Raw genomic sequence first — 23,590 nt, forward strand, 5'->3', positions numbered from 1 at the left:
CATAATTGACCGCCAACCCGCTGGAAAGCGCGGATTCCGGCTTGTCACAATTCTCTGCGTGCCTGTGGAAAAGTCGGTCAGGGAACGATCTTGAACGGCTGCTCGCTGATCGCCACGGCACCGCTTGCAGCATCGCGGAAGCGATAGCGCAGCACATAGTCGCCCACCGGCGGGCCGCTGAGATTGAGCGTCAGCTTGGCGAAGACCTCCTGGTTGCGCACGCTGCCCTTGAAGTCGAAGGAGCCGAAGGCCTTCTGCTCGGCAAGCACCGTACCCTTCGGGTCGAGCAGTTCCAGGTCGACGGTGAAGTGCGATTCGAGCAGGCCCCCGTCGCCCGGCCGCCAGGTGAGGCCGACCGGCTCGACATAGGAGATCAGCGCCTCGCCGACCTTGAAGCTCGCCTCAGGCCGAACAGCATACATGCCGTAGCCTTCCGGGGCGGCCGAAACGAAGACGGCTTTGCCGATCGAGAAGGGCAGCGTGGCGGCAAAGGCGCCGAAGGCATCGCGGATCGTATTGTGCGCACCGACCGTGTCGCCGGCAGCCGCCTGCTCCTCGGCCTTCCTGGCCGCATCCGTAAGGGGGCCGGCAAGGGCGAGCGTGGGCGCGAGCGCGGCGACAAAGGTCATGCGCAACAGGGACTTCGACACGAACATTCCGTCTTCCTCCGGGCGGTTGGCGGCAGGATGCGAAGAAGCATGGCAACAGTCAAGAACGCCGCGCGGCTCGTCCGCAATCAGCTCTTCCAGAAGAGCGGGGTGAGGATGACCAGCACGGTCAGGATTTCGAGGCGGCCGAGCAGCATCAGCAGGGAGAGCACGTAGAGCGCCGAATCATGGAACCCGGCGAATGTGCCGGCCGGCCCGATCGCCTGCGTCACCCCCGGACCGACATTCGACAGCGAGGTCGCGGCGGCCGAGATCGCCGTCAGCACGTCGTAGCCCATCAGGGCGAGCAGGATCGCGCCGACGGCCGAGATCGCGACATAGGTGATGAAGAACAGGAAGACGCTGCGCTGGAAGTCGGCATCGACGGTCATCGATCCGTAGCGCACGGCGTGGATGCCATTCGGATAGATCAGGCGGTAGAGGCCGGTGCGGATGAAGTTGAAGAGGATGATCAGACGGTAGGCCTTCAGCCCCCCGGAGGTCGAGCCCGAACAGCCGCCCATGAAGGTGGCGACGAAGGCGAGCGCCACGATGAAATGGCCCCATTGCGTATAGTCGTCGCTCGAAAAGCCTGTCGTCGACAGGATGGAGGCAACGGTGAAGAAGGAATGGGCGAGCGCCTCGTGGAAACTGACACCGTTTTCGAGCCGCTGGAACACGCTCGCCGCAATGGAGAAGAGCACGAGATAGCCGAGGAAGACGCGGATCTGCGGGTCGCGCCATGCATCGAGCCGCCCGCGCACGACGAAGAGGATCAAAACGGAGAAGGGCAGGCTGGACAGCGTCATGAAGAAGGTGGCGGCCCACAGCAGTGGCAGGCTCTTGTAGTAACCGAAGGAGGCGTCATGCGTCGAAAGCCCGCCGGTCGCCACCGTCGACATGGCATGGTTCAGTGCATCGAACCGGTTCATGCCGAGTGCGGCATAGACGACGGCACAGAGCAGGGTGATGCCGACATAGAGGGCGAGGAAGGCGCGGGTGTAGCTTGCGATTCGGGCGAAGGGCTTGTCCGCCGTATCCGAGGATTCCAACTTGAAGAAGGACATGCCGCCGACGCGCAGATAGGGCATGATGAACAGGCCGAGCGCCAGGATGCCCACGCCGCCGAGCCAGTGCAGCAGCGAGCGCCACATCAGAACGCCCGGCGGCGCGTTGTCGAGGCCGGTAATGACGGTGGAGCCGGTCGTGCTGATCGCCGAGACCGACTCGAAGAAGGCCTGCGCGAAGGTGAGGTTCAGCGAGGAGAGCCAGAGCGGAATGGCGCCGATGATGCTGCCGGACAGCCAGAGCATGTTGACGACGAGAAAGCCCATACGCTTGTTGAAGGGCGGCGGGCCGGACCGGGTGGCCGCGGCCGTTGCCAGCGACAGGCCGCCGGTCATGAAGGCGGAGAGGAAGAACACCTCCGAATCGGGATGGCCGTAATAGACGTCGATGAAGGCCGGGATCAGCATCGCGACGGAAAGATAGATCCCGCTGATTGCTGCGATATTGATGGCTGATCGGAAGATGGTGGCGTTCAAGTTCTGGTCTCGAAGAGGCCATGCTGGCCAGGGCGGGTGGTAACCGTCGCGTCGATATGCCATAGCCTTTGCATCGTCCAAACTCAAGGATGGCGCCCCGGCGCGGCGCCATTCCGGTTCGGGCAGGTTCTGTCGCGCGGCTCTCGCGGCCGCGGGGCATCGGAAAGGTTTGAAGAATGATCGGCTTTGCCTGCCTCTGTCCTTTTCCGAAGGCAAGAAACGCAGTTTTTTGAACCCAATCTATCGAACACGGACCAGAGCATGACACCCGACGTCGACACGGCCATGGAGGCCCTGCGCGGCCTCTTTCTCGAAACGCCGCTTCAACTGAACGAACATCTCTCCGCCCGCTACGGTGCGGACATCTATCTCAAGCGCGAAGACCTTTCGCCGGTGCGCTCCTACAAGATCCGCGGGGCCTTCAACTTCTTCCGCAAGGTGCTCGCCGATGCTTCCGGTGCGCGCAGCTTCGTCTGCGCCTCGGCCGGCAACCACGCGCAGGGCTTTGCCTTCGTCTGCCGCCATTTCGGCGTGCCGGGCGTGGTTTTCATGCCGGTGACGACGCCGCAGCAGAAGATCGACAAGACGCGCATGTTTGGCGGCGACTTCGTCACGATCAAGCTCGTCGGCGACTTCTTCGACCAGTGCTACACGGCGGCCCGCGCGCATGCCGAGGCGACCGGCGCGCTGATGGTGCCGCCGTTCGACCATGCCGACATTATCGAGGGACAGGCGACGGTCGCGGCGGAGTTCGTCGCCCAGCTGCCGGATGGCATGCTTCCGGACCTCGTCGTGTTGCCGGTCGGCGGCGGCGGTCTCGCCTCCGGCATAACGGGTTACCTTGACGGCCGGATCGGCCCGTCGAGTTTCATCTTCTGCGAGCCGGCGGGTGCGCCGAGCCTCCGGCGCAGCCTCGAAAGTGGCGCGGTGGTGACGCTCGACCAGGTCGACAACTTTGTCGACGGTGCCGCGGTGGGCCAGATCGGGGCGCTGAATTTCGCTGCGCTGAGCCGCTTCTCTGCCGACCAGGTGATGCTGCTGTCGGAAAATGCGATCTGCGTGACGATGATCGACATGCTGAATGTCGAGGGCGTGGTGCTGGAGCCGGCTGGCGCGCTGTCGCTGACGGCGCTCGATGCGCTCGGCCGCGAGGCGCTGGAAGGCAAGACGGTCGTTGCCGTGGTTTCCGGCGGCAATTTCGATTTCGAGCGCCTGCCTGATGTCAAGGAGCGCGCGATGCGGCATGCGGGACTGAAGAAGTATTTCATCCTGCGCCTTGCCCAGCGTCCCGGCGCGCTGCGCGACGTCCTCAACCTGCTCGGCCCGGACGACGACATCGCCCGCTTCGAATATCTCAAGAAATCCGCCCGCAACTTCGGCTCGATCCTCATCGGCATCGAGACCAAGGCGCCGGAGAATTTCGCTGCCTTGAAAAAGGCCTTCGACGGGGCGGGCCTGCGCTACCAGGACATCACGGAAAACGAGATCCTGGCCAATCTCGTTATCTAGGTCGCGTTGCCTGCTGCCCGCGCCCGTCTTCCATCAAGAGGACGTCGCGGCGGCGGGTGATGCTATCCACAGCTCTCCCCTTGGAGCGCGCCGCGGCCTGTGTTAGCAATCGGCCATGGCATCGTTCTTTTCAAAACTCTTCGGTCGCGGCGGCGACTCGGCAACTCCCGCGAAAATCGCGGAGGAAACCGAGGCTTACAACGACCTCACCCTCGTTGCGGCTCCCATTCCGGAAGGCGGGCAGTATCGTCTGGCAGGCCGGATCGAGAAGCGGGACGGCGACCGGGTCCTGACCCGCAGCTTCATCCGCGCCGATCTCTTCTCCTCGCGGGACGATACGGTCACCTCGACCTTCCGCAAGGCGAAGCAGATCGCCGACCAGCATGGCGCCTCGCTCTTCGGCGACGGCATCGACAGCCGGCAGGTCTGAGGACCCAGGCGGATTTTTCGTCCGCCCCTGTGAAAAGTCGTACACAATTGCACGAAGGCGCTGGAGAACCGGCGCGATTGCCTGTATCCGCGGGAAAACAACTTGTTGCGACTCTCTCGGTGCGGTTAGCTGCCGGGCAGTCGAAGATGCTGCGGACAGCCCATGGGTATTGAAAACCTGATTCTGCTTCTCATCGAGGCCGGGTTCTATTTCGTCTTCATGGTGGGCCTTCTGCACCTGCGCCATCAGCTGGGAATCGGCGTGTTCATCGCCGCGCTCGGCGTCATGCACTTCCTGGAAACCTATCTGGCCGCGGTCTTCTACATCGAATTGCCCTTCGGCGTCATTTCGCCGGGCTCCTCGGTGCTGTTTTCCGGCAAGCTGATGATGATTCTCCTTCTTTATGTGAAGGAGGATGCGGCGGTGGTGCGCGCGCCGATCTACGGCCTGCTCGCCGGCAATTTCCTGACGGTCGGCCTCAGTTTCTTCCTGCGCCATCACCAGACCATCGGCGTGGTGCCCGGCCGCATCGCCGACCTTGCCTTCATCGACGAGATGGGCTGGCTGATGCTGTGGGGCACGACGCTGCTCTATCTCGATTCGCTGGCGATCATCCTGCTCTACGAGCGGCTCGGGCGGGTCTTCAAGAAGAACACGGCCCTGCGCTTCTTCGTCTCCGGCATCGTGGTGCTCACCTTCGACCAGATCGGCTTCTTCGCCGCGCTGCATTTCCTCAACGGCGCGCCGACCGAGGTGTTCTGGGGCGGCTGGATTGCCAAGATGCTGGCGGCGAGCGCCTATGCGGTGCTGATCACCGTGTACCTGCACTATTCGCGCATTTCCGCCATTCCCGTTTCACCGCGTCCGATCTCGGACATCTTTGCCGATCTCACCTTCCGAGAGCGCTACGAGGACCTGCTCGACCGTTCCGGCCGCGACGCGCTGACCGGCGTCTACGATCGCAGCCGCCTGGAGTTCGAGGCGCCGCGCATGCTGTCGGCCATGTTGGCCGAGGGAAAGCCGATGGCATTGATGATCATCGACGCCGACCATTTCAAGGACGTCAACGATCGCTTCGGGCACCTTGCCGGCGACGGCGTTTTGAAGGATATCGCCGCCAGCCTGCAGCGGGCCCTGCGCACCAGCGACCGGCTGTTTCGTTTCGGCGGCGAGGAATTCGTGGTCATCTGCGAGGACATTTCCCCGGCGGTCGGCACCGAGCGGGCGCAGATGCTGCGCCAGGCCGTCGAGGCCGAAATCCGTCGGCCGGACGGCGTGCCGGTGACGGTCAGCATCGGCATCGCCAACAGCTACAGCGACGGCACGACGCTGAATGCGCTGCTCTCCGCTGCCGATGCCCGGCTCTATGCCGCCAAGAACGGCGGGCGCAACCGCGTCATCTCCAGCGAAAGCGTCTAGCGGTTTTGCTCCCGGAACCGCGTGAAAACGGAACGACCTAGACCCCGACATTCGGCCGATCGATGATCTCGCGCAGGGCGAAGCTCGAATTGATCTTCACCACATGGGGAAAGGCCGACAGCCAGTCGCGGTGGATGCGCTCGTAGTCCTCTAGATCCTTGGCGGCGACGCGCAGGATATAGTCGTATTCACCCGACATCAGGTAGCAGACCAGCACGTTGGGGCAGAGTTTGACCGCCGCCTCGAATTCCGCGAGCGTCTTGGCGAACTGGCCGGACAGCGAGATGTGCACGATGGCGATCATCTTGTAATCCAGCGCCTTTGGCGAAATGCGGGCGTGGTAGCCGGTGACGGTGCCGGATTTTTCGAGGATGTCGAGGCGGCGTGAACAGGCCGAGGGCGACAGGCCGACACGCTCGGCAAGCTCGGCATTGGAGATTCGCCCGTTCTGCTGGAGAGCCTTGAGGATCGCAGCATCGATTGCATCCAAGTGCGCCATTCGAATTTCCTTCGAAAATTCTGCTAATATCAGGAGAATATTCGACGTGTGGCCGTTTCGCAAACCGGCTTTGCAAGGACATTGCGTGCGTCCTCTGCTTCCATGGTGATCCCCGCCGGGAGCGGCGGCAATGAAAACGGGAACACACTGGGAAAGGAACGCGCATGCGTGTCGGTTGTCCGAAGGAAATCAAGAATCATGAATATCGGGTGGGTCTGACGCCCGGTGCCGTGCGCGAATATGTGGCCCACGGCCACGAGGTTCTCGTCGAGACCAAGGCCGGCGCCGGCATCGGCGCAGACGATGACGCCTATCGCGCCGCCGGCGCGAAGATTGCCGCCACCGCCGCCGATATCTTCCAGAAGTGCGACATGGTGGTGAAGGTCAAGGAACCGCAGCCCGCCGAATGGGCGCAGCTCCGCGACGGACAGATTCTCTATACCTACCTGCATCTTGCGCCCGATCCGGACCAGACCAAGGGCCTTCTCGCCTCCGGCGTCACCGCCATCGCCTATGAGACGGTGACGGACGAGCGCGGTGGTCTGCCCCTCCTTGCGCCGATGTCCGAGGTCGCCGGCCGCCTGTCCATCCAGGCGGGTGCCACGGCGCTGCAGAAGGCCAATGGCGGCCGCGGTATCCTGCTCGGCGGTGTGCCCGGCGTGCTGCCGGCCAAGGTCGCGATCATCGGCGGCGGCGTCGTCGGCCTGCACGCGGCGAAGATGGCCGCGGGCCTCGGCGCGGATGTTTCGATCCTCGACCGCTCGATCCCGCGCCTGCGCCAGCTCGACGATCTCTTCGGCGGGCGCATCCATACCCGCTATTCGACCATCGACGCGCTGGAGGAGGAGGTCTTCTCCGCCGATCTCGTCATCGGCGCAGTGCTGATCCCCGGTGCCGCGGCCCCGAAACTCGTCACCCGCGAAATGCTCTCGGGCATGAAGAAGGGGGCGGTCATCGTCGACGTCGCCATCGATCAGGGCGGCTGCTTCGAGACCTCGCACGCGACGACCCATTCCGACCCGACCTACGAGGTCGACGGCGTGGTGCACTACTGCGTCGCCAACATGCCGGGCGCCGTGCCGGTCACCTCCGCCCATGCCCTGAACAACGCAACGCTGCACTACGGCCTGCAGCTTGCCGACAAGGGCCTGAAGGCGATCGCCGAGGATCGGCACCTCCGCGCCGGTCTCAACGTGCACAAGGGCCGCGTGACGAACCGCCCGGTCGCCGATGCGCTCGGCTACGAGGCCTATGCGCCCGAAGCGGTGCTCAACGTCGCCTGATCGGGGTCACGGTACGGATAAAGGAGGCCCGGAGCGATCCGGGCCTTTTTCATGCCCGCTCGACGCGGCACTGGTAGCAGTTGTTGCGGGCCGAGCGGATGTGCAGATAGGCGACGTCCTGCCGGGCGAGCAGCACTGCGGCATAGGCCGGGATGTCGGATGTCGGCACCACGGCGCCGGTGCCGTAGAGGATGCGGTCTTCCGCCGAATAGCCGCGCACGATGTAGTCGCGGCTGGTCAGCATTGGCGGCGGGCTTTGCGAGGGCTGATGGGCCGGACAGGGCTCGGCGTGGAGGAAGATCGGTCCGGTTTCCGCATAGGGCTGCATGGCCGGGAAGGGGCGGTGCGCCAGGACGAGATAGGGCTCCCCGGCGCCGACCAGCCGCAGGCAATGGCGGCAGGGCACGCCGGTACCGTCGGAAACATGCCGTTCCGGCTCAAGGCCGTAGGCATCCTTGCCGCCGGTCCAATAGGCGGCGGCGGTTTCGGTCGGCATGGGCAGGAAGCGGATGGACATGGCACAGGGCTCCGGTTGACGTGCCGGTAGCCTCCCGTTTTTGCCGCCATCGCGACACCCGTTTCCTGCGGCTCAGCCCGGTTTGCGGAAGAGTTTGTCGCAATGTTCCAGGAGGCGCACGGGATCGACCGCCGGCTCGGCGAGGCAGAGGCCGACCATGGTCCGGGCGATATGCAGATAATAGGCCTCGTTTTCCCGGGCAGAGGCGATGTTCTTGGCGATTGCCGTCCGCCGATCCTTCACCCGCTTGCGCATCGACGACGGCAGCACGCATTCGCCGGCCGCCAGCAGGCGATCACGGATGGTGAGGTGACGAATGCGCCTCTGCCGCGCGGCAAGCAGTCGCGTCGCTGCGGCAAAGACGAAATCGGGCGCATGGTGCCGCCAGATATCGGCAAGGGCCGCGGGGCAGGCCGCGAGGTAGCTCTCAATCAGGCTCCGCCGCTGCGCGCCCTGGCGACAGAAGGGGCGCATCAGCGTGGCGGCAAGCTCGATGCCCGACACGTCATAGGTCATCAGCTCGTAATCGATGAGGCCGATCGCGTGGTGGTCCTGCTCGATGATGTTGCTGCCGTAGAGATCGCCGTGGGTCAGCTGGTTTGCGGGCAGGCGGCGCATGCGGGCAAGGCTTTCCTCGATCCAGCGCCGCTCCTCGGGTGTATGCGCCGCGCCGGCGAAGGAAAGATAGGCCTCGTGCGGCAGGACGGGCTGCCGCCGCTCGAAGAGCGCGCCCGAAGCGGCGCCTTCGATCGCGTTCAGCTTCGCCAGCGTTCCACCGAGCGCGGCGAGGGCCTTCGGATGGGCTTTCCGCGACAGCGGCGTGCCCGGCAGGAAGGAGAGCGCCAGCCAGTGGCCGCCGGCCCGCAGGGCCTCGCGCCGCGAGCCGGTGCCGGCACAGACATGCTGGGCGGAAATGCCCGACTGCTGGAGCTTGCGCACCGCCGCCTCGAACCGGTCCTTCGTCGATTTGCGCAGGAAGAAATGCAGCACATAGGTTTGCTGCTCGAACTCTACGATGCGTTTCTGGATGCTGAGGCGCCGCTTGGTGTGCAGGACGCGCACCCGCTTGCCGAGCAAATCGCGAAGGTCGGGCGTGCGGCTGTCCATGCGAGCGAGAAGTTCCGTTTGTCTGCCGATCGATCCGTCCAGCGGATCCATCGCCCCCGGAATTGCGCGTGACAGTCATATGGCACAGCTGTGACAGCGTTTCCAGCGGCGAATTGGTCCGGACCAGTTGCCCGGAAGGCGATCACCGCGGTGTCCGGACGGCCGGTCCGCTGTGATTTTCATGTGTTTCCAGCGGGCTTCAGCGCACGAACTCGTCGATGCGGCGCAGCGTCACACGCCGGTTGCGCCATTCCTCGTTCAGTGTCTGGACGAGCAGGTAATCCTCGCCATAGCCGACGGTTTCGAGCGCACGGGAGGGAATGCCGAATTCCTGCACGAGCACCCATTTCAGCGATTCGGCGCGACGCTCCGACAGGATCTGGTTGGAGGCGGCCGACCCGACGGCGTCCGTATGGCCCTCGATCAGGAAGACGGCGCGGCGGCGGCGGTTCAGCAACTGCTCCATGGCGCGGGCGATCTGGCGCACCTTGCGGTATTCCGAGCGCGGGATATCCGCGGAGCCGAAGGCAAAGTTGATCGACTGGATGTTGATCGACGGTGCCGCGCTGCGCAGGTCCGGCCGGCGCTTGAGTTCACGCACCGTCACCCGTTCCTCTTCGCGCAGGCGGCGTGCCGGCGCCGCGTCGAGCCGGCGCAGGATGATTTCCGAGGACGGGGTTTCCTGTGCGACGGCGAGGCCTGAAAAGGCGGGTACGGCGAGGGCGGTGGCGAACGCGGTCAGAAAGGCGCGGCGTTGCATGGCGGTGTTTCCTTGCTCGGTTGATCGTCTGTTGGCTGGAAAGTGCCACAGGCGATCTGAAGCGGACCTGAACCGCCTGTTAGGTTCCGTTCAGAGTGATTAACGCCCCTCGCCGGGCAAAAGACAGTCGCGCTTGGCAAGCGCAAGCAGCTCGGCGTCCGACAACGGCACGAGGTCGGTGTCCCGCGTGCCGACCGGCGAGAAGCCGAACATCTGGTAGAGCTGCAACGCGCGCGGATGATCGAGATTGTTGGTATCGACCGTGACGCGCGTCGGGCCGGGCGCCCAGGCGGCATAGAGCGTCTGCAGCAGGAACCACTTGCCGATGCCAAGACCGAGCGCCCGCTCGAACAGGCCGAAATGCGACAGCTCCACCACCGTGTCGTCCACCTGCAGAAGCTCGAAGAAACCGGCCGGCGCACCGTTCACATAGAGCACCGTGACGCTGTTGCGCTTGTCGTGCAGCGTCGCGGCAAGCGTTTCGTCGTCCATGCGCAGCCGGTCGACCCAGTGCCAGCGCCCGCCGACCTGCCGATAGAGGAAGCGGTAGAAGGCGAGCGGGATGTCGGGCGCGCTGAGGATGGCAGTGTGCACGTTGACCGGCACCGGCAGGCTCTGCTTCGGCGGCGCGGTCATTTCCAGCGTGGTGACATGCACCGCGATCGGCGCGGGCCGGGACTTTTTTGCCATCAGTCTTTCCCCGTCACCACGGGCGTGTCGTCCCGACCGCCCCATTCGGACCAGGAGCCGTCATAGAGCGTGTTGTTCTCATGGCCGAGCGAATGCAGGGCCAGCGTGATGATGGCGGCGGTGATGCCCGAACCGCAGGTCGTGACGACCGGCCTGGAAAGGTCGATGCCGGCTTCCTCGAAATGCCGATGCAGACTGGCGAGATCCTTGAACCGGCCACCCTCGGAAAAGGTGCCCGACGGCATGCTCTTTGCGCCCGGCATGTGGCCGGCGCGCATGCCGGCGCGCGGCTCGGCTTCCTCGCCGGTGAAGCGGCCGGCGCCGCGCGCGTCGGCGATCTGCCTGGCGCCGGTCGTGACGATCCCGCGCATCTCCTCGAAGGAGGTGACGGCATAGGGATTGAAATTGGTGTGGAAGACGGCCGGTGCCGGTTCGGGCAGGTCGGTCTCAAGCGGCCGGCCCTCCTTCTTCCAACCGTCAAGTCCGCCGTCGAGAACGAAGACGTTCTTTGCGCCCATGGTGCGGAGCAGCCACCAAACGCGCGGTGCGGTGAAGATGCCGGGGCCGTCATAGACGACGATGGTGTCCGTATCGGAAATGCCGAGCTTACCGACTTCGGCGGCGAAGAGTTCCGGCGAGGGCACGGTGTGCGGCAGCGTGCCCGAATGATCGGCGATCACGTCCTGGTCGAAGAACACGGCGCCGGGAATGTGGCCTGCCGCATACTCGGCCGCGCCGTTGCGGTTCTGCGCGGGAAGATACCAGGCGGCATCGACGATGCGGAACTGCGGCGCGCCGAGCTGCTTTTCCACGAAGTCCGCCGAGACGACGAACCGGCTCTTGTCGTTGGACATGGTCTTCTCCCTGTCAGGCTGGCAGTGCCCGGCAGGTGTACTCTGCGTGATGGGCACTGCAATATTTTGAATATGCTGGAAAATATCCTAGATCGATTTTGCCGCGGAGCCTATCCCGTCAGGCCTCAGGCGCCCCGAATCGGATGCGGAACCGGCGGTTCTCCTTGCCCTTCTTCTCGATCTTGGCGATGTGGATGGCACCCACTTCCTGGGTTTCGGAGACATGGGTGCCGCCGCAGGGCTGGCTGTCGATGGCGGAGTTCTCGCCGATGCACACGAGGCTGACCCGGCCAAGGCCCATCGGCGGGCGTACATTCTTCGATTTCACGATGCCGGGATTGGCGGCAAGCTCCGCGTCGGTGATCCACTGCACGAAGATTGGATGGTTCTCCGCAACGAGCGCCATCAACCGGGCCGTCACCTCGTCCTTGTCGATCGTCTCCGTCATGTCGAAATCGACGCGGCTGTCGTCCTCGCCGACGGCCGCGCCGGTGATCGGATAGGGGCAGACGACGGAGAGCAGGTGGCAGGCCGTGTGCATGCGCATCAGCTTGTAGCGGCGCGCCCAGTCGATATGGGCGACAACAGCCTCGCCGACGATCGGCACCGCCTCGCCCTCCAGCGGCCGGTGGAGGATGATGTCCTTGGTCGCGCCGGTCACCGCCGGACCGAGCGCGATGCGGCTGCCGTCGGCGCGCTCCAGGAAACCGCTGTCGCCGGGCTGGCCGCCCGACGTCGCGTAGAAACAGGTCTGGTCGAGCTCGATGCCGCCGTCCTGGTGCACCGCCGTCACCACCGCCTCGTTCGTCGAAAGATAGAAATCGTCGCGGAAGAGGGCAGTGGTGGTGAGGGACATGAGACCTATTCGACCGGCTGGTAGGGGACCTTGATCCCCGATTTCGCCTTCAGCCATCCCGGAACGGGCAGGCCCTTCGAATCGAGGAAGTCCGCGTTGAAGAGTTTCGACTGGTAGCGGTTAGCATAGTCGCACAGGATCGTCACGATCGTGTGGCCGGGGCCGAGGTCGCGGGCGAGCCGGATCGCGCCGGCAATGTTGATGCCCGAGGAGCCGCCGACGGCGATGCCTTCGTTCTCGATCAGGTCGAAGACCAGAGGGACGGCCTCGGTGTCGGGGATCTGGTAGGAATAGTCCGGCGTAAAACCTTCGAGATTGGCCGTGATGCGGCCCTGGCCGATGCCTTCGGTGATGGAGCTGCCGGAGGATTTCAGCTCGCCATGCGCATAATAGTTGTAGAGGGCGGCGCCATCCGGATCGGCAAGGGCGATCTTGATGTTCGGGTTCTTCGCCTTGAGGCCGGCGGCGACGCCAGCAAGCGTGCCGCCCGAGCCGACGGCCGAAACGAAGCCGTCGACCTTGCCGTCGGTGTCGCGCCAGATTTCCGGCGCCGTCGTCTCGATATGGGCGTCGCGGTTGGCGACATTGTCGAACTGGTTCGCCCAGATCGCGCCGTTCGGCTCGGTCTTTGCGAGCTGCTCGGCAAGGCGGCCGGAGAGTTTTACGTAGTTGTTCGGGTTCTTGTAGGGAACGGCCGGCACCTCGACGAGCTCGGCGCCGAGCAGCCGCAGCGCGTCCTTCTTCTCCTGGCTCTGGGTTTCCGGAATGACAATGACGGTGCGATAGCCGAGCGCCTGCGCCACGAGGGCAAGACCGATGCCGGTATTGCCCGCCGTGCCCTCGACGATGACGCCGCCCGGCCGCAGGGCGCCCGAACGCTCCGCCGCCCGGATGATCGAAAGTGCCGCGCGATCCTTGACCGACTGGCCGGGGTTCAGAAATTCCGCCTTGCCGAGGATTTCGCAGCCCGTCGCCTCCGAGGCTCCCTTGAGCCGGATCAGCGGCGTGTTGCCGATTGCATCCAGAACGGACGGAAGAATTGCCATGGGACCCGAGCCTCGCTTCATGTGCCTAGATTGGAAAGCGTCTTTTCGGCCGGCAAGCCGCGCTTTGCAAGAAATCGTGTTCCCATGGAGCGACCTTCCAGAGGGATTTTTTCCATGTCTTGCCCTCAGGCGGCAGGCCGCGTGTAGACCACCTGGCGAACGTCGATGTTTCGGGCCCGAAAGCCCGCCTCGCAATAATAGAAGTAGAACTCCCAGAGCTTGCGGAAGCGCTCGTCGAAGCCGAGCGGGACGATGCGCTCCCAGGCGGCCCAGAAGCGGTGGCGCCATTCGGCGAGGGTGCGGGCATAGTCGTGGCCGAAGCCGATGTCGGAGGCCGTCGCGAGCCCGACCTGTCGGCCGAGGGAGGCAAGGTGCTCGCGGGTCGGCAACATGCCGCCCGGGAAGACGTATTTCTGGATGAAATCCGGATTGGCCCGGTATTCGGCATAGGCCTCCTGCAGGATGGTGATGATCTGCAGGCCCGCGCGGCCGCCCGGCTTCAGGCATTCGCTGAGTTTTGAGAAATAGGCCGGCCAATAGCGTTCGCCGACCGCCTCGAACATCTCGATGGAGACGATGCGATCATAGGTGCCGGTCTCGTCGCGGTAATCCTGAAACTTAAGCTCGACCCGGTCCGCAAGCCCGGCCTTTGCCATGCGCTCGCGCGCGAAGGCGAGCTGCTGGCGGCTGATCGTCAGGCCCGTCACCTTGCAACCGATCTCGCTGGCGGCGAATTCCGCAAAGCCGCCCCAGCCGCAGCCGATCTCCAGCACATGGTCGTTCGGGCCGATGCCGGTCGCCTCGGCCAGCGCGCGGTATTTTGCGACCTGGGCCGAGGTGAGGTCGTTTGCGCCGCGGGAATAGAGCGCGGACGAATAGGTCATCGTCGGGTCGAGCCACTGCGAATAGAACTCGTTGCCGAGATCGTAATGCGCCGAGATGTTGCGCTTCGAGCCGCGGCGGGTGTTGGCATTCAGCCAGTGGCGGAATTTTTCCGCGAGGAGGAAGAGCCCGCGCGGGCCGTTGGTGTAGCTGCGGCCGACAGTCGTATTGACGAGGAAGAGTTCGAGGAAGGCGCCGGCATCCGGGCTTTCCCAGTCGCCGTCCATATAGCTTTCCGCAACGCCGATCGTGCCGGCACTGACGGCGCGGTTGACGAGATTCCAGTTGTTGAGCCGGACGGCGGCGCTGGGCCCCTGCGTCCTGCCGCGGATCACGAAGGTCTGCCCGCCGGGGACGGTCATGACCAGTGCGCCGGTCTCAAGGTCCAAGAGGCCCCGCAACACCATCTTGGCGCGCAAGGGCAGCCGTCTGGTGCGTTCGGCAAAATTGGCGGACGTCAGTGCATCCTGGTCTGAAAATGCCTTTTCTGAAATCATTTCAGTCGTCATCGATTGCCCCTCTGCCAACCCGACGTTGGATGAAGGCTATCGCCAATGGCGGCGTACGCCAAGACGTGAATCATGACAGGCCGGATCAGGAAGAGGCCCGTCGCCGATCGCAAAAAGCGAGGGCTTTAACGACCTGTTAGCAAACATGGTTAATTTTGCGTCTATCCGGCGCGTCGGAGGGAACGCAAACCCCGACCGGCCGTTTGGAGAGAAACTGGAGACAGCAGGATGTTTTTCGGATTTTTTCAGGTGAGCCCGGCCACGCCCGAGGACGATATTGCAACGGGCACCTACGCGGATGGGGCGATCGGAACGCCGCTCGCCGACCTTTCGGCCCTGCCGCGCGACCGCAGCCAGACCTTCCGCCGCCCGCTGCAGGACCGGGACTACGGCCTCTCCCGCAAGGCTGGCCAGTCCGGCGCCGGAATGGTTGCCTGACACGACGGGCGCCGGGAACAAAGCCACGGCCCGGCGCATTCTTCCTTGGTTCGGCTACCGAACGGAGGAGGCATCCGATGACGCATCCCATCGACAATCGCCAGTTCACGCCCCGCCAGACCCGTCATGTCCTCGACGTCATCGAACATTGCCGCAGGAACGGGCTGGACAAGGCTGAGGAGCGCAAGCTGCTCCTGCTCTTCGGCCGCTTCGCCAGCCGCCACGAACTCCAGATGAACACAAAGCGCCCACCGCTCAGCCCACGCTAGGCTGTCGGGTTTCAACGGCTGAAAGTGTCTGGTGGCTGAAAAGCAGAAGGGCCGCGCTATTCAGCGCAGCCCTTCAAAATCTGGCTCCCCGGGCCGGATTCGAACCGGCGACCTGTCGATTAACAGTCGAATGCTCTACCGCTGAGCTACCAGGGATCATCCGCTCGCTGCGGAGTGAGCGCGTAATACAAACGCCTGATCGATTTGCCAAGCGCTTTTTGACAAAAAAATGCACGAGACTTGATTGATTGTGGACAAGTCTCCAACTGGGAGATGGAAGAGCCTTGGAAAACCGGGCGTTTGCGTGAAATGGACGACGAATGACGACGCGAAAAACAAATATGCATTTTGGCATCGACCCCCGCACGCGGGAGATCGTGATCGGCTCTTTCCGGATGAAACTGCCGGAATCGCGCTGGCTTCGCACCGTGATCGGCGTGCTTCTCATCGTCGGCGGCCTTCTCGGCTTCCTTCCGGTGCTCGGTTTCTGGATGGTGCCGCTCGGTCTTCTCGTGCTTTCGCACGATTCCCCCTTCGTCCGTCGCCAGCGCCGCCGCCTCGCCGTCTGGTGGGCGACCCGAAAGGCACGGCGCAATCCGCGCTGACGGGCTTTGTTGCGTCGCTCCTGCGGACCTGCTCTAACCGGGCAGGCAATGCTTGGGCGAGGGGACTATATGGAACTGCTGTTGAAGGGCGTGGCGATCGGCATCGGCGCCACGGTATTGATGGACCTCTGGGCCCTTCTGCTCTGGAAGGGCTTTCGCCAGGCGCGGCCGAACTGGGCGCCGGTTGGTCGCTGGTTCTGGCACTTGAAGAACGGCACCGTCTTTCATGACGATATCGGCAAGGCGGCCCCTTTCGCGTCGGAGCTCGCGCTCGGCTGGATCGGCCACTATGCCGTCGGCATTCTCTATGGCGTGATTCTGGCGCTGATCGTCGGCGGGGCCTGGTTCGCCGCACCGACCTTCCTGCCAGCCTGGATTCTCGGCATCGTCACCGTCGGCGCCGGCTGGTTCTTGCTCCAGCCCGGCCTCGGGATCGGCGTGGCGGCGTCAAAGCTTCCGAATGCCAACATGGTGCGGTTCCTCAATCTGGTCGCGCACACGGTGTTTGCCCTGGGGCTCTACGGGACGGCATTGCTGTTGCTGTGAGATCAGGGCGCCGGATCGAAGCGGCGGGCCAAGCAATCGCTCTTGAGGATGGGTATGGGGACGGCCAGCGTGGTCTCGCGGCAGCAACGTGACGTCAATCGGTCGCCCGACCCCGATCTAAAGTTATCGGCAGTCGCGTCCCGCGCCGCTTCTGACAGGTCGCAGTGCGTTCGTCTACCCGTTTGGCGTTTTTCCGGATATCGAACCGTTTATCGTACGTTGCCGAACTCGACGATGTCGATCCTGCGCCGAGAGAGCAGCTCCAGCGACCGGTCCGGCGCGATCCGGTAGACTTCCACATAGTCATCGCCGAACTGATCGCGGAAGTGGTGTTCGAACGTGCTGCCGATCGGCGCCTTGGTCAGCTTCGTGCGCGGCTGGCCCTTGTAGATGATGCTCCCCGGGACCGGCTCAAGCGCGGAAGCGGCTGTGCAGCCCACCAGGCCAAAGGCAAGGACGATCGCCGCGAAGGTTCTGAGGCTGGGCATACGATTCTCTCCTGTTGATCTGGCGTGCATCGGCCGTATGCCGCAATCCGGTTCCGGCAGCGCATGAGGGCGTGCCCAATATATACCTGGTATATTGGGCAGTGAAATCAAGAGAGTAGATTGACGAAAGAAAGGAATTGAAGGCCGCGACGGAGCCTTCAGATCGTTGCTCTCCAATATCCTACGTCTCTCCCCGCACTTTCTCCGCGCCTTCATCGCTTGCGAGAAGTTTCATGTCGGTGCCATTCCAATGGATTCTGGCGACCGTTTCCCTTCACGCCTTGTGTCGAACAACCGGCGCAAGGCCTCCAACCGCCCGTCTGCAGCGGAAGGGACGCTTGCATCAATTGCTACGGCAGCCATCAGCACGATCGGGGCCGAGGCGAGGGACCGGGTGGGTGAAGTCGATGCGGTTCATTCCCGCCGCTCCGGTGGCGAGGGTTTCACAGCCATCCCATGCGCAACGCAGAACAGCACATAGAGGTCTTCAATGCCGTGAGCGGTTTCGGCCTGCTCCGTCGCGAAGCTGGCCAAATCCTTGAAAATGGCCGAGCCCGGCCGGCACTTCCAGCCGTGGCGGGTCCTGAAGTAATCGATGAAGCTCTCGGTCTCAATCATGCTGCGGTTCCTTCTCCAGCGCAGCCCGGCCGGTGAGGGGGATACGATCGCACTCCCGCCGTTGAACGCGGTGCGAAGGCGTTCTACAAGCCATTTTTCTCAAGAACTGAAATTTTGCCGGCAGACCATCGCGCAGTGTGCCCGAGAGCCTTTGCCGGTCTCGGCATGTGTGCTCTCCCATGCTGCGCCCCGCCAATCGAGACCGATCGGCATGCACGATCGCCAGCGGTCAAGCCGGGAACGTGGCCCGGCATTTTATCGGTGCGGAAAGGCCGAACGTCCCGCCAGATTCATGACCTGAAGGCCGCAGGTTCGAACCGATCGGGCATGGGCGAGATGGACGCGATTGCTTGGCATGGAACGCTTGGTGCGCCTCGCACAATCCCATCGGCGCGAGCCATGATCTGTTGCCACACCGGGAAAATACACTCGTATTTTCAATCCATTACGGTGATGGTTTGAAGGGGTTGGAGGCCTCGCCGAGAACCATCAAGTCCTTATTTTACCGTGTCTTACCTCACTGTCTGCCACACTTTCCAGCAAATATTCTCCAAACGAAATCAATCAGCGGCGCCACACCCTGCCACACCTTCGGCCCCTTCATCACTCACGAGCAGCTTCGTGCCGATGCCATCCCAGTTGATCCTGGCTACCGTCTGACGCGACAGCCTCGCCCGTTCGGCGTTGCGTGTGTAGATCTTCGACGTTTTCGCATCGCGCCAGCCGAACATTGCTTCCATCATGCTATCCGTCGCCTCATTGTGAGCAACGTCTGTGGCCAGCCCCTTGCGCACTGAGTGCGATGTCAGGTGCGGCATCCCGGCTTGGCGCCACCAATCCGACACTCGATTGCCGAGCCCCTTGATGGAGAACGGCTTTCCATATTCCGTGACGAGGTAGGTGAGGGCGGTTACCTTGTGACGCGCGAGGACGCCTTCGAGGATCGGGTGGATCGGAACCACGAGATCGGTCGGTGTCCGGTTGCGGTTTTTGAAGAGCCGGAGCCGAAATTCGTCGCCGCGGCGATGCTGCGGGCCAAGTACCGATAGGTCGGAAACACGAAGCCCAGTGTACATGCCGATGGAGAGATAGAGGACGGCCCTCGAATCCACGCCGTGATGAGCGATGAAGCGCTCAAGGTCGGACGGCGTGGCGGTTTCGTGGCCGTCGGAATGGACGCCGAAAGGTTCAACCGCGCGCGCGACGTTGCTCGTGATCGGTTTCCCATCGCGCTTGGTGTCGAACACCTGGCGCAGCACCTTGAGCCGTTCGTCGGCGGCGAATGGGACTTCTTTCTTCCGATCGCGAAGCACCTCGACATGTGCGATGTTCATTTTCGACAAAGGGATGTCAGCGAAAAGCCGATGATCCTGAGTGCTTAAAGCTTCCGCCCACATCGATTCCATGATGCTGCGCCTGCGGGCCTGAGTGGTTTTGTCGAGGCCGGTGAATGCGTGCGACCGCATGTACTCCATGCAGAGCCAGCGAAATGTATTTGGCTTTACCATCGCTGAAATGGCTTTCGGCTCGACTTTTCGCTCAAGGAGCGCCTGAGCCGAGTTTCTGGCCTTCCAGTAGGCAGCGATGAATTCTTCGGAGTTGATATCGTCCGGGAGCCGGCAAATCCGCTTCCCGTCAATGCGCAGATAGTAGCGCACCGTCTTGTGACGGCTTTTGTTGGTTTCGACGTATGGCAGATCGATGTTGGCCACGCCTGTCACGCAGACGCCCGCCAGTCATCCCCGTCGTCAGCGCCTTCCCTATGATTGAGTAGCCCGTCGTCCGGCCAATCAGCCATCGCTGCGACGATGTCGGACACGAGCCATACCTTACGAGTATGCCATCGTCTCGGCCTCGGAAGGAAGCCCTCCTGGACCATCTGGTCGACTGTGCCGACGCTGACGCCGATAGCAACCGCGACCTCTGCACGGTTGAGCCCGAGGCGAGGGACCGGACGGGTGAAGTCGATTTGGTTCACTCTCTCGGCTCCTTCTCCAGCGCAGCGCGGCCGGCAAGCCACGGCCAGATTAAGTAGATTCCTTGCGTCTCGTCGTGGCCGACCGTCCACCCGCACTTCCGGCATGATTTTGCCGGGGGAGGAACTGCAGCATTGGAGCAATCAAACCAATCGTGCTCGCAAGCTATATGGGCTGCCCGCTCTCCCATATTGCGGATGGCGGCGGCCTTCCTTCGCATGTCCCTGATTGCCCAGCGGAAAAGAAGTCTATCTTGTCTATTCCGACGTTCTCCAGAATTGAGAAAATCATACCATCCTTCCAGAACACCGATCGTCAAAATTTCAACTCTTTCGGATTGCTGGCATCTGCGGTGCATTTTCTGGTGAGATTTCCGTATCTCGTCCCTCTCCGCGCGGAGAGCATCGTTCTCGGCCTTAAGATCCCGGATTTCATCTTCCTGACGGCGAACGAGGTCAATCCGGGAGACGTGGGCGTCCGCGTCGGCCATGTAGGCTTCCAGCTTGTCTGCGGCCTGATTGAATAGCCGATCAATTTGGTCATACGAGCGTAGATGCTGCATGCTTCCGGCGTAGTTCGGATCCCGCAGCCGCTCTACCAGATCATGTGTCATGGTTGCCTCCTGGGTAGGCTCCACTTGAATTTATGGCGTCTCTGGCCTTGTCGCCGAGGGTAACGTGCCTGGTCTCGGCGCAGACGCGGTATGCAATGCCGGCGCACCGCGTGCGCTCGGCAAGGATGGCCCTGGCGACGACCTCAAGCCGATCAGAGAAAAGCGTGCCGATCATGTCTTCGGCTTCGTTCAAAGCCTTTGACGCCGCTTCGCGGATATCGTGCGGGATATCGCTCATTGCTCGCTCCCTGATGTTTCTGTGGCGTCCATGTATGCAGCAATGAAGGCTGCCGCCGGCCTGGGATCTACGGCGTTTCCGAAACCGCTGATTTTTCCCATTCGGGCGGGAACCCCATGAGCCATCCAATGAAGGCCGGGGTTAACGCGCCGCAGCTTGCCATCTGCCCCCCGACGCCAGAGGTCTTCTCCCCCAGGGCGAATAGGATGTGCTGACGGATCAGGTTGATGTTGCGGCTGTTGCCCGGCTTGTGACTGCTCGCGAAGCTCAAGGAAGTCGGCCGAGGCCACAAACCAAAATCGGTCGCCAAGGACGTCCGCACCTGCGCTCGCGGCCTCGATAGGCATTGCCCCCATGGCGTATTCCATGGCTTCCAGATCACTTCGCACAAGTCGGAGCCAGTCAGAAGCGTTCGAAGACTGCTCTCCAAAGAAGACTGGAGGTCGGCGCTTCTCGACGAGGCGCTTGAGTTCCGGCCAAAGATGGCGCTCGTCGTCGAAGCCTTTTCGGGTTCCGATTGCGGAGAAAGGCTGGCAAGGGCAAGAGCCCGTCCAGACCGGGCGTTCGTCGGGCCATCCTGCTCGTCGAAGGGCGTAGGACCACCCTGCAATTCCTGCGAAGAAATGGCATTGGGTATAGCCGATGAGGTCGTCGGGCTGGACATCCACGATGCTCCGGTCGTCAACGTCGCCGGGCGCGATTAGGCCGGCGGAAATGAGGTTGCGCAGCCATTGGGCGGCGAAGGGATTGTTTTCGTTGTAGTAGGCGCCGTTCGTCATGGTTCGCCCCCGATGTTCTCGTTTTTGGGGACATTTTCAGGGTCATTTGTGCAAACCTTTTCCAAGGTTTCGCCGTTTGATCCCTGCTTGTTCATGCCACTTGTTTCTGTGGCGGAACCCACCTCGGCAGGGCGGAGGGAGGAGAGGGTGAACGCGAACGCCTGGCGCTTGTACGCTTCGATCGCGCCCCGGACCCGATCCTTCTCGGAAAGATCCGGACGCTTGAGCGAGCGTTCCCATTGGCTCATCGCCGCTTCGGTGCTGACCTTCTCCACCACATCCGCATCGGCTTGTGCATTGACGAGAGCGGAGACGGGAGGATGGGCGTAGAGGGGCGTTTCGGTCCATTCGGAATGAGTTTCCGCCCAGTTTCGCTTTTCCACCATGAGGACAGGGGCTTTGGTCTTGAATTGATACATCCACGCCACCGGCTCAGGCTCCGCCGCCACCCCGACAATCGCCGACCTGATACGGGTCTCGTAATCATGCTGGGCGGCGGCTTTGGCGGCGGAATAACTCGAATGGCACTCGACGCCATTTCCCTGAAAATACTTGACGCCCAAGTCTGTCGTGAGGATTAGGTCGAAGTGACCGTCAGATAGGTGGCGAACGGTATAGTGATGGTAAGGGTCCGGCTGCGCGCGCACGTCGCGTCCAGGTTTCCCCTCCGCAGGCGACCACTCCAGCCCCTTGACCTGCATCGCCACCGGCTGCGTCTGTTCGATAGAGAGAGCTGCGGAGAGGGCGGCACGAGCCTGGGCAACAGCGGGTGCGTCGGTGTGCGGCTGGAAGCCCCCTTCGTCGTCAGCCCATTTCATCCCGCAGCAATCGCATACAGTCCAAAGGGTGCCCGCCCGATGGGTGTCCTCGTGCTCGCAGGTGTTGCGGTCCACATGCTTCAGCAAGTCCTGAAGCGCGGTCGTCAGCTCATCCCTGCGCATCGGAGCCTCCATTGAGGAGAGTGCGGGCGCGGGTCATCACCCCGTCGAGTTCGTAGATCGCCCCACAATTTGTGGGGAGGGTAACGCCAAGTTCGTCGCGGTGGCGGACCCCGATCCGTTGTTCCTCGGGCAGATGGTCGCCGTCCCATCCGGCGACGAGCTTGCGGATGCCCGACAGGGCCTTCGCGTCGAGCAGGCCGGTCAATGCCCGCTCCATCGCCTCCGCCTTACTGGTCAACTCGGCGTTTTCGGCCTTGAGGCGAGCATTTTCGTGCTTGTCGGCAAACTCAGGCTTGCTGACATGGATATGATTGATGAAGCCCCAAGCGCCGGACGGCTTGCTCTTGTCTGTGCCGAAAGTGCATTCGTCGCAAAGAGGTGTGCCGCAGACGAACTGTCCGCAAAAATCGCAACCGTGTGTAGCGGCGCTCCCGCAACTGGCGCACTTGGCAGTGGCGTGCTCTTCGCAGAGGTATCGGCCGTGCTCGACGTGCTTCCCGCACGCATAGCCATAGGTCGAGAATTTGCAGCGATCAGCAGTCTTGTCGATAGCGGATATGTTGTCGGAGGTGGTCATGCTTGGCCCTCCGCTTTAGCTATGGCGGCTCGAAGTTCATCGACAGCAGCGACCGAATTGCCGGAAAATCCCGCTTCGCTCTCTTGAAGATCAATGAACCCCGGCATCACGGCGCACCACATCGGCCGCCCGGTTTTCGTCAAGCCATCCTGGAAGATGATCGGTTCATCGCTCTTCGGGCCACCATGGGTGGGGCAGCAAGGACCGAAACAGTAAGGCGGGTTGTCAAGCAGATACCGTGGGTTTTTATGCGCAAGGTACTGCCGCGGATACTGAGGCCCGAAAGCCTCCTCGGCGCAAAATCCGGACGGCGACCCGCCCATCCACATAGGCACTCTGCATCGGCCGCCTTCCCATGGTGCCGAATTGGTCTTCATGGCGTTGGTCATGCTTCCGGTCCTTTGGATTGAAGAGCGCGAAGGGTCGCGAGGACAAGGGCGAGCGGGACTGTCGGCGCTTCCGCCTCAATGTTTCGCCAGTCGCCATTCTGGTTGAACAGTCGAATACCGAATGCGTCGGACATTGGGGGTGGAGACAGCATGTCCACGTCGGCATGCCATCCCGGCAGAACGCGCTCCGCCAGAGCAACGGCGGCGTCGATGGAGGCCGTCACGTTCGGAGGACGAACATTGGATAGGACGCGCTGATCTTCGCCGTCATTCTTGTGAACCAGCCCGCCGCGGCCCTCGACGTAATCGCGATAATCCGGGTTGAAGAACTTGAAGATATCGACCTCAAGGGCATAGTTCGGACCCGTGGCTTTCTCCACACGAGAGATAAGGGAGGATAGGTCGGTCATGCGTCACCAGACTTCCGGGCCGGCTGGTCCTTAATGTACCAATCGACGATCGCGTTGAATTGGTTTCGCGGGATTTGGATGACCAGACCTCGCGCGACATTCGCTGGAGCGTGCAGCGAAACTCCGTTGTTGTGATTGAGTATCGTCCACG

General features: G+C 62.8%; 29 protein-coding genes and 1 tRNA gene. 8 read left to right on the forward strand and 22 right to left on the reverse strand.

What is annotated here, in order from left to right; all coding sequences use genetic code 11:
* Nucleotides 1-77: 77 nt before the first annotated feature.
* Both P9A16_RS32340 and P9A16_RS32345 read right to left on the reverse strand, forming a co-directional pair.
* The gene (locus tag P9A16_RS32340; protein WP_023516134.1) at nucleotides 78-656 is read right to left on the reverse strand and encodes a hypothetical protein; all 579 of its coding nucleotides are present in this window, start codon (nucleotides 654-656) and stop codon (nucleotides 78-80) included.
* An 80-nt stretch (nucleotides 657-736) separates the two neighbouring features.
* Nucleotides 737-2,191, reverse strand: coding sequence for a TrkH family potassium uptake protein (locus tag P9A16_RS32345; RefSeq protein ID WP_278026355.1), 1,455 nt, complete (start codon nucleotides 2,189-2,191; stop codon nucleotides 737-739).
* A 261-nt stretch (nucleotides 2,192-2,452) separates the two neighbouring features.
* On the opposite strand from P9A16_RS32345, the gene ilvA reads away from it, so the two are divergent.
* From ilvA to P9A16_RS32360, 3 genes are all read left to right on the forward strand, one after another.
* Nucleotides 2,453-3,700, forward strand: a complete 1,248-nt coding sequence (gene ilvA, locus P9A16_RS32350) for a threonine ammonia-lyase (protein ID WP_023516136.1) — start codon at nucleotides 2,453-2,455, stop codon at nucleotides 3,698-3,700.
* Nucleotides 3,701-3,815: 115 nt separating this feature from the next.
* Nucleotides 3,816-4,130 carry an HlyU family transcriptional regulator gene (locus P9A16_RS32355; RefSeq protein ID WP_023516137.1) on the forward strand — a complete coding sequence of 105 codons (315 nt, stop codon included), beginning with the start codon at nucleotides 3,816-3,818 and terminating at the stop codon, nucleotides 4,128-4,130.
* Between the two features lie 162 nt (nucleotides 4,131-4,292).
* Entirely contained in the window at nucleotides 4,293-5,549 is a 1,257-nt protein-coding gene (locus P9A16_RS32360) for a GGDEF domain-containing protein (protein WP_023516138.1), read from the forward strand.
* A gap of 37 nt (nucleotides 5,550-5,586) precedes the next feature.
* On the opposite strand, the gene P9A16_RS32365 is transcribed toward P9A16_RS32360, so the two are convergent.
* The gene (locus P9A16_RS32365; protein ID WP_023516139.1) at nucleotides 5,587-6,048 is read right to left on the reverse strand and encodes an Lrp/AsnC family transcriptional regulator; all 462 of its coding nucleotides are present in this window, start codon (nucleotides 6,046-6,048) and stop codon (nucleotides 5,587-5,589) included.
* A gap of 164 nt (nucleotides 6,049-6,212) precedes the next feature.
* Between P9A16_RS32365 and ald the strand changes: the two genes are divergently transcribed.
* Nucleotides 6,213-7,331, forward strand: coding sequence for an alanine dehydrogenase (gene ald, locus P9A16_RS32370; RefSeq protein WP_024270452.1), 1,119 nt, complete (start codon nucleotides 6,213-6,215; stop codon nucleotides 7,329-7,331).
* 49 nt (nucleotides 7,332-7,380) lie between these two features.
* Here the strand turns inward: ald and P9A16_RS32375 are convergent, their stop codons facing one another.
* The 8 genes from P9A16_RS32375 to P9A16_RS32410 form a co-directional block, all read right to left on the reverse strand.
* Entirely contained in the window at nucleotides 7,381-7,848 is a 468-nt protein-coding gene (locus tag P9A16_RS32375) for a DUF1203 domain-containing protein (RefSeq protein WP_023514340.1), read from the reverse strand.
* Nucleotides 7,849-7,920: 72 nt separating this feature from the next.
* Complete coding sequence (locus P9A16_RS32380) at nucleotides 7,921-8,955, reverse strand: phosphotransferase (RefSeq protein WP_197032893.1); 1,035 nt, start codon at nucleotides 8,953-8,955, stop codon at nucleotides 7,921-7,923.
* Between the two features lie 199 nt (nucleotides 8,956-9,154).
* Nucleotides 9,155-9,715, reverse strand: coding sequence for an OmpA family protein (locus tag P9A16_RS32385; protein WP_023514342.1), 561 nt, complete (start codon nucleotides 9,713-9,715; stop codon nucleotides 9,155-9,157).
* A 99-nt stretch (nucleotides 9,716-9,814) separates the two neighbouring features.
* Entirely contained in the window at nucleotides 9,815-10,405 is a 591-nt protein-coding gene (locus P9A16_RS32390) for a GNAT family N-acetyltransferase (RefSeq protein ID WP_023514343.1), read from the reverse strand.
* Nucleotides 10,405-11,259, reverse strand: a complete 855-nt coding sequence (gene sseA, locus P9A16_RS32395; RefSeq protein WP_023514344.1) for a 3-mercaptopyruvate sulfurtransferase — start codon at nucleotides 11,257-11,259, stop codon at nucleotides 10,405-10,407. Before sseA ends, P9A16_RS32390 begins: the two co-directional genes overlap by 1 nt.
* A 118-nt stretch (nucleotides 11,260-11,377) precedes the next feature.
* On the reverse strand, nucleotides 11,378-12,115 hold the full coding sequence (locus P9A16_RS32400) for an alanyl-tRNA editing protein (protein WP_023514345.1): 738 nt from the start codon (nucleotides 12,113-12,115) through the stop codon (nucleotides 11,378-11,380).
* 5 nt (nucleotides 12,116-12,120) lie between these two features.
* The gene (locus P9A16_RS32405; protein ID WP_023514346.1) at nucleotides 12,121-13,161 is read right to left on the reverse strand and encodes a cysteine synthase A; all 1,041 of its coding nucleotides are present in this window, start codon (nucleotides 13,159-13,161) and stop codon (nucleotides 12,121-12,123) included.
* Between the two features lie 125 nt (nucleotides 13,162-13,286).
* The gene (locus P9A16_RS32410) at nucleotides 13,287-14,552 is read right to left on the reverse strand and encodes an SAM-dependent methyltransferase (RefSeq protein ID WP_278026356.1); all 1,266 of its coding nucleotides are present in this window, start codon (nucleotides 14,550-14,552) and stop codon (nucleotides 13,287-13,289) included.
* 228 nt (nucleotides 14,553-14,780) lie between these two features.
* Between P9A16_RS32410 and P9A16_RS32415 the strand changes: the two genes are divergently transcribed.
* Together P9A16_RS32415 and P9A16_RS32420 are read left to right on the forward strand one after the other, a co-directional pair.
* A complete protein-coding gene (locus tag P9A16_RS32415) occupies nucleotides 14,781-14,990 on the forward strand; it encodes a hypothetical protein (protein WP_023515544.1) in 210 nt (69 codons plus the stop codon).
* Between the two features lie 77 nt (nucleotides 14,991-15,067).
* Nucleotides 15,068-15,259: a hypothetical protein gene (locus tag P9A16_RS32420; protein WP_023515543.1), complete on the forward strand. Its 192-nt coding sequence runs from the start codon at nucleotides 15,068-15,070 to the stop codon at nucleotides 15,257-15,259.
* Between the two features lie 81 nt (nucleotides 15,260-15,340).
* Here P9A16_RS32420 and P9A16_RS32425 read toward each other — a convergent pair.
* A tRNA-Asn gene (locus tag P9A16_RS32425) sits at nucleotides 15,341-15,415 on the reverse strand.
* A gap of 185 nt (nucleotides 15,416-15,600) precedes the next feature.
* On the opposite strand from P9A16_RS32425, the gene P9A16_RS32430 reads away from it, so the two are divergent.
* Both P9A16_RS32430 and P9A16_RS32435 read left to right on the forward strand, forming a co-directional pair.
* Nucleotides 15,601-15,864 carry a hypothetical protein gene (locus tag P9A16_RS32430; protein WP_245290098.1) on the forward strand — a complete coding sequence of 88 codons (264 nt, stop codon included), beginning with the start codon at nucleotides 15,601-15,603 and terminating at the stop codon, nucleotides 15,862-15,864.
* 69 nt (nucleotides 15,865-15,933) lie between these two features.
* Nucleotides 15,934-16,410 carry a DUF2938 domain-containing protein gene (locus P9A16_RS32435; RefSeq protein WP_024270454.1) on the forward strand — a complete coding sequence of 159 codons (477 nt, stop codon included), beginning with the start codon at nucleotides 15,934-15,936 and terminating at the stop codon, nucleotides 16,408-16,410.
* A gap of 209 nt (nucleotides 16,411-16,619) precedes the next feature.
* On the opposite strand, the gene P9A16_RS32440 is transcribed toward P9A16_RS32435, so the two are convergent.
* The 10 genes from P9A16_RS32440 to P9A16_RS32485 all read right to left on the reverse strand — a co-directional run bounded on the left by P9A16_RS32440 (nucleotide 16,620) and on the right by P9A16_RS32485 (nucleotide 23,439).
* The gene (locus tag P9A16_RS32440) at nucleotides 16,620-16,898 is read right to left on the reverse strand and encodes a hypothetical protein (protein ID WP_278026357.1); all 279 of its coding nucleotides are present in this window, start codon (nucleotides 16,896-16,898) and stop codon (nucleotides 16,620-16,622) included.
* A gap of 414 nt (nucleotides 16,899-17,312) precedes the next feature.
* The gene (locus P9A16_RS32445; protein ID WP_023515539.1) at nucleotides 17,313-17,516 is read right to left on the reverse strand and encodes a hypothetical protein; all 204 of its coding nucleotides are present in this window, start codon (nucleotides 17,514-17,516) and stop codon (nucleotides 17,313-17,315) included.
* Nucleotides 17,517-18,076: 560 nt separating this feature from the next.
* A complete protein-coding gene (locus tag P9A16_RS32450) occupies nucleotides 18,077-19,228 on the reverse strand; it encodes a tyrosine-type recombinase/integrase (RefSeq protein ID WP_278026358.1) in 1,152 nt (383 codons plus the stop codon).
* A 262-nt stretch (nucleotides 19,229-19,490) separates the two neighbouring features.
* Nucleotides 19,491-20,105 carry a hypothetical protein gene (locus P9A16_RS32455; protein ID WP_278026359.1) on the reverse strand — a complete coding sequence of 205 codons (615 nt, stop codon included), beginning with the start codon at nucleotides 20,103-20,105 and terminating at the stop codon, nucleotides 19,491-19,493.
* On the reverse strand, nucleotides 20,095-20,343 hold the full coding sequence (locus tag P9A16_RS32460; protein WP_278026360.1) for a hypothetical protein: 249 nt from the start codon (nucleotides 20,341-20,343) through the stop codon (nucleotides 20,095-20,097). The genes P9A16_RS32455 and P9A16_RS32460 overlap by 11 nt, the downstream gene beginning before the upstream one ends.
* Nucleotides 20,340-21,122 carry a DNA cytosine methyltransferase gene (locus P9A16_RS32465; RefSeq protein WP_278026361.1) on the reverse strand — a complete coding sequence of 261 codons (783 nt, stop codon included), beginning with the start codon at nucleotides 21,120-21,122 and terminating at the stop codon, nucleotides 20,340-20,342. The genes P9A16_RS32460 and P9A16_RS32465 overlap by 4 nt, the downstream gene beginning before the upstream one ends.
* Nucleotides 21,119-22,063 carry a hypothetical protein gene (locus P9A16_RS32470; protein ID WP_278026362.1) on the reverse strand — a complete coding sequence of 315 codons (945 nt, stop codon included), beginning with the start codon at nucleotides 22,061-22,063 and terminating at the stop codon, nucleotides 21,119-21,121. The genes P9A16_RS32465 and P9A16_RS32470 overlap by 4 nt, the downstream gene beginning before the upstream one ends.
* Nucleotides 22,050-22,640, reverse strand: coding sequence for a cell division protein ZapB (locus tag P9A16_RS32475; RefSeq protein ID WP_278026363.1), 591 nt, complete (start codon nucleotides 22,638-22,640; stop codon nucleotides 22,050-22,052). The genes P9A16_RS32470 and P9A16_RS32475 overlap by 14 nt, the downstream gene beginning before the upstream one ends.
* Complete coding sequence (locus tag P9A16_RS32480) at nucleotides 22,637-23,029, reverse strand: hypothetical protein (RefSeq protein WP_278026364.1); 393 nt, start codon at nucleotides 23,027-23,029, stop codon at nucleotides 22,637-22,639. Before P9A16_RS32480 ends, P9A16_RS32475 begins: the two co-directional genes overlap by 4 nt.
* Nucleotides 23,026-23,439 carry a hypothetical protein gene (locus P9A16_RS32485; RefSeq protein ID WP_278026365.1) on the reverse strand — a complete coding sequence of 138 codons (414 nt, stop codon included), beginning with the start codon at nucleotides 23,437-23,439 and terminating at the stop codon, nucleotides 23,026-23,028. Before P9A16_RS32485 ends, P9A16_RS32480 begins: the two co-directional genes overlap by 4 nt.
* Nucleotides 23,440-23,590 lie beyond the last annotated feature (151 nt).

This window comes from Shinella sp. 838, from assembly GCF_029623935.1.
Taxonomy (GTDB): Bacteria; Pseudomonadota; Alphaproteobacteria; order Rhizobiales; family Rhizobiaceae; genus Shinella.

Bases quoted from the DNA above. Each gene is read 5' to 3' on its own strand.
- P9A16_RS32380 (WP_197032893.1), bottom strand. From the start codon at position 8,955: ATGGACAGCCGCACGCCCGACCTTCGCGATTTGCTCGGCAAGCGGGTG.
- P9A16_RS32460 (WP_278026360.1), bottom strand. From the start codon at position 20,343: ATGAGCGATATCCCGCACGATATCCGCGAAGCGGCGTCAAAGGCTTTG.
- P9A16_RS32415 (WP_023515544.1), top strand. From the start codon at position 14,781: ATGTTTTTCGGATTTTTTCAGGTGAGCCCGGCCACGCCCGAGGACGAT.
- P9A16_RS32390 (WP_023514343.1), bottom strand. From the start codon at position 10,405: ATGGCAAAAAAGTCCCGGCCCGCGCCGATCGCGGTGCATGTCACCACG.
- P9A16_RS32375 (WP_023514340.1), bottom strand. From the start codon at position 7,848: ATGTCCATCCGCTTCCTGCCCATGCCGACCGAAACCGCCGCCGCCTAT.
- sseA (WP_023514344.1), bottom strand. From the start codon at position 11,259: ATGTCCAACGACAAGAGCCGGTTCGTCGTCTCGGCGGACTTCGTGGAA.
- P9A16_RS32430 (WP_245290098.1), top strand. From the start codon at position 15,601: ATGCATTTTGGCATCGACCCCCGCACGCGGGAGATCGTGATCGGCTCT.
- P9A16_RS32420 (WP_023515543.1), top strand. From the start codon at position 15,068: ATGACGCATCCCATCGACAATCGCCAGTTCACGCCCCGCCAGACCCGT.
- P9A16_RS32455 (WP_278026359.1), bottom strand. From the start codon at position 20,105: ATGACACATGATCTGGTAGAGCGGCTGCGGGATCCGAACTACGCCGGA.
- P9A16_RS32465 (WP_278026361.1), bottom strand. From the start codon at position 21,122: ATGACGAACGGCGCCTACTACAACGAAAACAATCCCTTCGCCGCCCAA.
- P9A16_RS32445 (WP_023515539.1), bottom strand. From the start codon at position 17,516: ATGATTGAGACCGAGAGCTTCATCGATTACTTCAGGACCCGCCACGGC.
- P9A16_RS32355 (WP_023516137.1), top strand. From the start codon at position 3,816: ATGGCATCGTTCTTTTCAAAACTCTTCGGTCGCGGCGGCGACTCGGCA.
- P9A16_RS32360 (WP_023516138.1), top strand. From the start codon at position 4,293: ATGGGTATTGAAAACCTGATTCTGCTTCTCATCGAGGCCGGGTTCTAT.
- P9A16_RS32435 (WP_024270454.1), top strand. From the start codon at position 15,934: ATGGAACTGCTGTTGAAGGGCGTGGCGATCGGCATCGGCGCCACGGTA.
- P9A16_RS32410 (WP_278026356.1), bottom strand. From the start codon at position 14,552: ATGACGACTGAAATGATTTCAGAAAAGGCATTTTCAGACCAGGATGCA.
- P9A16_RS32480 (WP_278026364.1), bottom strand. From the start codon at position 23,029: ATGACCAACGCCATGAAGACCAATTCGGCACCATGGGAAGGCGGCCGA.
- ald (WP_024270452.1), top strand. From the start codon at position 6,213: ATGCGTGTCGGTTGTCCGAAGGAAATCAAGAATCATGAATATCGGGTG.
- P9A16_RS32365 (WP_023516139.1), bottom strand. From the start codon at position 6,048: ATGGCGCACTTGGATGCAATCGATGCTGCGATCCTCAAGGCTCTCCAG.
- ilvA (WP_023516136.1), top strand. From the start codon at position 2,453: ATGACACCCGACGTCGACACGGCCATGGAGGCCCTGCGCGGCCTCTTT.
- P9A16_RS32385 (WP_023514342.1), bottom strand. From the start codon at position 9,715: ATGCAACGCCGCGCCTTTCTGACCGCGTTCGCCACCGCCCTCGCCGTA.
- P9A16_RS32340 (WP_023516134.1), bottom strand. From the start codon at position 656: ATGTTCGTGTCGAAGTCCCTGTTGCGCATGACCTTTGTCGCCGCGCTC.
- P9A16_RS32400 (WP_023514345.1), bottom strand. From the start codon at position 12,115: ATGTCCCTCACCACCACTGCCCTCTTCCGCGACGATTTCTATCTTTCG.
- P9A16_RS32475 (WP_278026363.1), bottom strand. From the start codon at position 22,640: ATGACCACCTCCGACAACATATCCGCTATCGACAAGACTGCTGATCGC.
- P9A16_RS32440 (WP_278026357.1), bottom strand. From the start codon at position 16,898: ATGCCCAGCCTCAGAACCTTCGCGGCGATCGTCCTTGCCTTTGGCCTG.
- P9A16_RS32485 (WP_278026365.1), bottom strand. From the start codon at position 23,439: ATGACCGACCTATCCTCCCTTATCTCTCGTGTGGAGAAAGCCACGGGT.
- P9A16_RS32405 (WP_023514346.1), bottom strand. From the start codon at position 13,161: ATGGCAATTCTTCCGTCCGTTCTGGATGCAATCGGCAACACGCCGCTG.
- P9A16_RS32470 (WP_278026362.1), bottom strand. From the start codon at position 22,063: ATGCGCAGGGATGAGCTGACGACCGCGCTTCAGGACTTGCTGAAGCAT.